This is a genomic window from Arthrobacter sp. H5 (genome assembly GCF_000520595.1).
Classification (GTDB): Bacteria; Actinomycetota; Actinomycetes; order Actinomycetales; family Micrococcaceae; genus Arthrobacter_D.
Map to the genome: position 1 here is coordinate 20,474 of NZ_KI915017.1, position 6,336 is coordinate 26,809.

The window sequence follows — 6,336 nt, forward strand, 5'->3', positions numbered from 1 at the left end:
GCGTGGAGACCTCCCAACCCCGCCCCCGGTGGTCGACCAAACGCCCTCTCGGGGCGTGCGTGGAGACCTCCCAACCCCCTACGCTGACATCCCAGGCTTCTGCTATTCGGCTTCGCTCGCGGAGGTGAAGGCCACGGACTACGCGCTGACGCCGGGCCGATACGTTGGGGCCGCTGATGTTGAGGACGACGGCGAGCCAATCGAGGAGAAGATCGCGCGGCTATCGAAGGAGCTGTTCGAGCAGTTCGACGAGTCCGAGCGGCTGGCCGGGGTTGTGCGGGAGCAGTTGGGGCGGGTTTCGTGAAGACCATCTCGACTATTGGCGAACTCGTGGCTTCTGGCGTGCTCCTGATCGGCGACGGATACCGTACTAAGCGCAGTGAACACGGTCAGCCGGGATATCGAATTATTCGCGTTGCGGACGTCATGGAAAATGTGGTCAGCTTCGGTGGCCCGGACTTTGTGTCTAAGGATTACTCCGACGCCATTGGGCCAAAAGCAGGTCAATCGGGAGACATCCTGTTGACTACGAAGGGCACCGTCGGACGGGTGGCCGTCATGCCCGATACGGCCGACCAAGTTGTGTACAGTCCCCAACTGTGCTTTTTTCGGGTAGTGGATGCTTGCGCTTTAGTACCCCGTTTCCTGCGCTACTGGTTTAGCAGCACAGAGTTCTGGAATCAGGCTGCCGACCGCATGAACAACACAGATATGGCTGCGTACATCAATCTTGCCGACGTACGGTCACTCAAGTTGTCCCTCCCCGATGTCACCGAGCAGCAGGCGATTGCGGAGGTGCTGGGTGCGCTCGACGGCAAGATCGCCGCCAACACCAAACTCGCTGAGTCGGCCTCGGAGCTTGCGACCGCCGAGTTCCGTCAGAGGATTCGGCACGTGCCATTCTCAGATCAAACGTTCGCTGATCTTTCAAAGGTCAGCGGTGGGGGGACTCCGAGCACTGGAATTGCCGAATATTGGAACGGCGATGTGCTGTGGGCAACCCCAACGGACGTGACCGGACTCCAGGGTCCGTACCTGTCAGCCACTTCTCGTCGGATCTCAGATGCTGGCCTAAAGGCGTGCGCTTCCGAGATGTATCCCGCTGGCTCCATTCTCATGACGTCACGGGCAACCATCGGCGCGTTTGCCCTTGCTCAGGAGCCGATGGCTGTCAATCAGGGATTCATCGTCGTCCAGCCTCACGACTCAGATCTTCGCTTCTGGTTCTTCCACGAAATGCGAAGTCGCGTGGACGAGTTCATTTCGTTGGCAAACGGCGCCACGTTTCTTGAGCTGAGCCGTGGGAACTTCAAGAAATTCAAGGTGCGGCTTGCCGAGGCTCACGTCATGAAGGAATTTGCGGCCCTTGCCGAACCGCTTCATGCGACGGCGGCCAATGCACTTTTGGAAAATACAAAACTTGCCTCCACCCGCGACACGCTCCTCCCCCAACTCATGTCGGGCAAGCTCCGAGTTAGGGATGCCGAGAAAGTATTGGAAGAAGCTGGGGTATGAAGCAGAACGGAGACGAAATTCAACCGGGAGCCCGGAAGCACGCCAACGGTGCCTCGTTCCCGGGAACGCCCGCACCCAGCACTATGCCAGCGTGGTATCCGGAACTCCTCGACAGTGTCTCCCAGCGGGTTGAGCTCGGCCGAGCCCGCGCCGTCGTCGTCGTCAATCAAGAACTGGTTTCCACATATTGGGCCATCGGCCGCGACATCCTCAACCGCCAAGGAGATGAGGGCTGGGGAGCGAAGGTGACCAGCCGCCTTGCCGCGGATCTTCGGGAGCGCTTTCCTGAGTCCAAAGGATTCTCGCCTCGAAATCTCATGTTCATGCGTGCGCTGGCAACCACATGGACCGAGCAGGCAATTGTGAAAGCGCCGCTTTCACAATTGCCCTGGTACCACCACATAGCCCTCATCCAGAAGCTCAGCGATCCTGAAACCCGCGTCTGGTACGCCGCTGCCGCCGTCGAACATGGCTGGTCGCGGAACGTGCTCGTGCACCACATCGAGACGAAACTCCACGAGCGATCAGGTAAGGCGGTCACCAACTTCAAGGCCACCTTGCCGCCGTCGGACTCTGACCTCACCCAGCAGTCTTTCAAGGATCCCTATGTCTTTGACTTCGTCGCAATGACGGACAGGCGAAACGAGCGAGAGCTCGAAACTCAGTTGGCCCAGCACATCGAAAAGTTTCTGCTGGAACTTGGGCAGGGCTTTGCATTTGTCGGAAACCAGGTTCGGCTACAGATCAATGCCAAAGAATTCTTCGCCGACCTGCTCTTCTACAACTTCCGGCTCCGCTGCTTCGTCGTGATCGAACTCAAGGCCACGGACTTCAAGGCCGAGTACTTGGGCCAACTGAACATGTACATGTCGGCAGTCGACGACTTGCTCGCTCACAGCCAGGACAAGCCGACCATCGGTCTGCTGTTGTGCAAATCGAAGGACAGTATTGTGGCCGAATACGCGCTGCGCGGTCACAGCACGCCTATTGGGGTTGCGCAATGGAGCACGGAAATCACTGAATCGCTCTCCGAAGAGTTCGCGTCCACCCTGCCCAGCATCAGCGAACTCGAGGCCGAACTCTCGCAGAACATGCCAGAATGACACCAGTCAACCAGGGGGAACAACCGTGAATTCAGCACCCGCAGTGGCATTTTCTGAAGCCGACTGGGAAGGTGTGGCGCTGGAATGGTTGGCCGAGTTGGCCTGGCAGCCGCTGACTGGGCATGACATCGCGCCTGGGTCCGGCGAACGAGACTTCTGGGATGAACTGCTCATCCGGCCACGCCTGCTCGCAGCCCTGCAAAAGTTCAACCCCACCGTGCCGCTCCAGTACCTGCAGCAGGCGGCCGCCGAGATCGCCGCCCCCAAATCCAACGACGCCATCACCGAAAACCACCGGACCCACAACCACCTGGTGGACGGCTTCCGGCTCAGCTACATCGACTCCGACGGCGTCGAGGCCAACCCCACCATCCACCTGCTCAGCCCCGACCCCGACCAGAACGACTGGCTCGCCGTCAACCAGGTCACCCTGGTGCAGGGCGACTACAAACGCCGCTTCGACGTCGTGCTCTACTGCAACGGCATGCCGGTCAGCGTCATCGAACTCAAGAAGGCCGGCAGCGCACACGCCGACGTCGCTGCCGCCCACGCACAGCTGCAGACCTACCTGCGCGAATTCCCCATGGCCTTCCGCTTCTGCGTGTTCACGCTCGCCTCGGACGGGATCCAAGCCAAGTACGGGACGCCGTTCACTCCCCTGAACCACTTCTCGCCCTGGAACGTGGACGACGACGGCCGCCCGGTAGCCCCCGGCTTCATGCAGGGCGGCGACGCCGTGACGGCTCTGGAAACCGCACTCTATGGCCTGTACAACCAGACCCGTTTCCTGCAGCTGACCCGCTCCTACACCGCCTTTGACGAAGGACCGGACGGGCTGAGCAAGCGAATAGCCAAGCCGCACCAGTACTACGCCGTCACCCGCGCGGTGGCCAGCACCGTCGCGGCGGTGGCGAGCAACGGTAAAGCCGGCGTCGTCTGGCATACGCAGGGCTCCGGGAAGTCGATGGAAATGGAGCTCTACGCCAACGCCGTGGCCAGGCAGCCGCGGCTGAAGAACCCAACCGTCGTCGTCATCACCGACCGCAACGAGCTCGACGGTCAACTGTTTGAAGGATTCGCCCGCAGCCTACTGCTCGCGGAATCGCCCCGGCAGATCCGCCGGCGGTCCGAACTGCGCGATGAGCTGAGCAACCGCACCACCGGCGGAATCTACTTCACCACCCTGCAGAAGTTTGGCCGCAGCAAGTCGGAGAAGGACGCAGGCTCCGACCACCCGCTGCTGTCTGACCGCCGAAACATCATTGTGGTGGTGGATGAAGCGCACCGCTCACATTATGACGATCTGGACGGTTACGCCCGGCACCTGCGCGATGCCCTGCCGCACGCCACGTTGATTGCCTTCACCGGCACGCCGATCTCCTTTGCGGACCGCAACACGCAGGACGTGTTCGGCGACTACATCGATATCTACGACCTCTCGCGGGCAGTGGAGGACGGCGCCACGGTCCCGGTGTACTTCGAACCCCGGTTGATCAGGGTGGGGCTGGCCGCCGATGTGACCGAGGAAGTGCTGGATCAGGCCGCCGACGAGGCAACCGTGGGTCTGGACGATACCGAGCGGGCGCGCATCGAAGCGAGTGTCGCCGTCGTCAATGCTGTCTACGGTGCGCCGCAGCGGATCGCGGCGCTCGCCGCTGACCTGGTAGCGCATTGGGAGAATCGCAGTGCCCGGATGGGCAAGTTTATCGAGGCGCCGGGCAAGGCGATGATCGTGGGCGGGACGCGGGAGATCTGCACAAAGCTGTACACGGCGATTGTGGAGCTGCGGCCGGACTGGCATTCCGATGACCTGGCTAAGGGGAAAATCAAGGTGGTCTACTCCGGGACGGCGTCCGATGTGCCGCCGGTGGCCGACCATGTGCGGCGCGACTCGTTAAACGCTGTGGTGAAGGAACGGCTCAAGGATGTGAATGACGAGCTGGAGCTGGTAATCGTCAAGGACATGATGCTCACCGGCTACGATTCCCCTCCCCTGCACACGCTGTACCTCGACCGGCCGCTCAAGGGTGCGTTGCTGATGCAGACGCTGGCCCGTGTGAACCGGACGTTCCGCGGCAAGGAGGACGGCCTGCTCGTGGCCTACGCGCCGCTGGCGGAGAACCTGGCCAAGGCGCTGGGTGAGTACACAAAGGATGACCGGGCCAACAAGCCGGTGGGTAAGAATATTGACGAGGCTGTGGGGCTGACCCTGTCGCTGGTGGATTCATTGCGTGAACTGCTGGCCGGATACAACTGGAAGTCCGTGCTGATGAAGGGCGGACCCAAGGCGTTTCTGAACGCGGTCACGGGTGCAGTGAGTTATCTGCGCAGCCCTGCCACGCCCGGCAATCAGCCGGCCGAGGGTGAGGAATCGGTGGCTTCGAAATACCGCAGGCTCTCCGGGCAGCTCTCGCGGGCGTGGGCTTTGTGCTCGGGCTCCGACACACTGGCGGAGCGGCGGCCGGAGATTCAGGTGTATGAGGAGATCCGGGTCTGGATGGCAAAGTACGATGCCGCGGACCGGCAGGCGAGCGGGGAGCCCGTACCGGAGGACATTCAGCGGTTGTTGGGTGATCTGATTGCTTCGGCGACGTCCTCGGGCGAGGTGCTGGATATCTACGAGGCGGCTGGCATGCCGAAGCCGTCACTCGATGATCTGACACCGGAGTTCATTGCGAAGACGCAGCAGTCCCGGAATCCGCAGCTGGCGATCGAGGCTTTGCGGAAGCTGATTGCAGACGAGTCAGCGACGTCGACGCGCAACAACGTGATCCGGCAGCGTGCTTTTTCGGAGCGGATCACTGAGCTGATGAAGAAGTACACCAACCAGCAGTTGACGTCGGCGGAGGTCATCGCGGAGCTGGTGGAGCTGGCCCGCGAGGTAGCGGCCGAGGGAAACCGCGGAGCCCGGTTCACTCCTCCACTGAACTCGGACGAGCTGGCGTTTTACGATGCAGTCGCGCTGAACGAGTCCGCGGTGGAGGTTCAGGGCGAGGGTGTCCTTGCCGACATCGCGCGGCAGCTTGTGGGTGTCATGCGCCGGGACGTCCGCACCGACTGGACCGTCCGTGACGATGTCCGTGCGAAGCTCCGCTCCTCCATCAAGCGGCTCCTGGTGATTAACGGGTATCCGCCGGACAAGCAACCTGAGGCGATCAAGCTGGTCATGGAGCAGATGGAGTCGATGGCGCCCCGGTTTGCGGAGGCGCGGACCTAATGTCAAAGCTAGATGATGTGCTTGTAATTGGAATAGCCTCAAGTGCCCTTTTCGATTTGAGTGCAGGGCACCGCGTCTTTGACAATCAAGGACTGGACGCATACCGCGCCTATCAGCTGACGAACCGGGACACGATTTTAAACCCTGGGACTGCGTTCGAATTCGTGAGAAAGTTGCTCGCTCTGAACGACCTCGCTGAGGAAAGGAGGCTCGTCGAGGTAGTGCTGCTATCCAGGAACAGCCCTGATACGAGCCGTCGAATAATGACATCCATTAAGCACTACGGTCTGGACATGTCGCGAGGAGTATTCACTCAGGGACGCTCGCCTTACATCTATCACGAGGCGTTCGAGATCGACTTGTTCCTGTCCGAGAACGACAGTGATGTACGTGAGGCGATCAAGTTAGCCTCGCCCTTTCATGAGGAGCGGAGTCCAGGGGCGTGTTCAAAAGGCAGAAGGTGCCTCTGACCTGCGAAAATAGTAGTTACCACACTGCTTT

Annotated in this window: 5 protein-coding genes; all 5 read left to right on the plus strand. The window is 60.9% G+C overall.

The window, feature by feature from the left end:
* A partial coding sequence (locus tag Y708_RS26025; RefSeq protein WP_253905865.1) for an N-6 DNA methylase occupies nucleotides 1–304 on the plus strand: 304 nt, incomplete at its 5' end.
* Complete coding sequence (locus Y708_RS26030; protein WP_051479129.1) at nucleotides 301–1,515, plus strand: restriction endonuclease subunit S; 1,215 nt, start codon at nucleotides 301–303, stop codon at nucleotides 1,513–1,515. The genes Y708_RS26025 and Y708_RS26030, both read left to right, overlap by 4 nt.
* On the plus strand, nucleotides 1,512–2,618 hold the full coding sequence (locus Y708_RS0117645; protein ID WP_028280950.1) for a PDDEXK nuclease domain-containing protein: 1,107 nt from the start codon (nucleotides 1,512–1,514) through the stop codon (nucleotides 2,616–2,618). Before Y708_RS26030 ends, Y708_RS0117645 begins: the two co-directional genes overlap by 4 nt.
* Nucleotides 2,619–2,661: 43 nt before the next feature.
* Nucleotides 2,662–5,835 (plus strand): type I restriction endonuclease subunit R, encoded by a 3,174-nt coding sequence (locus tag Y708_RS0117650; RefSeq protein WP_051479132.1) that lies wholly within the window; start codon nucleotides 2,662–2,664, stop codon nucleotides 5,833–5,835.
* Nucleotides 5,835–6,305, plus strand: a complete 471-nt coding sequence (locus tag Y708_RS26035) for a 5'-nucleotidase (RefSeq protein ID WP_051479130.1) — start codon at nucleotides 5,835–5,837, stop codon at nucleotides 6,303–6,305. The genes Y708_RS0117650 and Y708_RS26035 overlap by 1 nt, the downstream gene beginning before the upstream one ends.
* The last annotated feature ends 31 nt before the right edge of the window (nucleotides 6,306–6,336 follow it).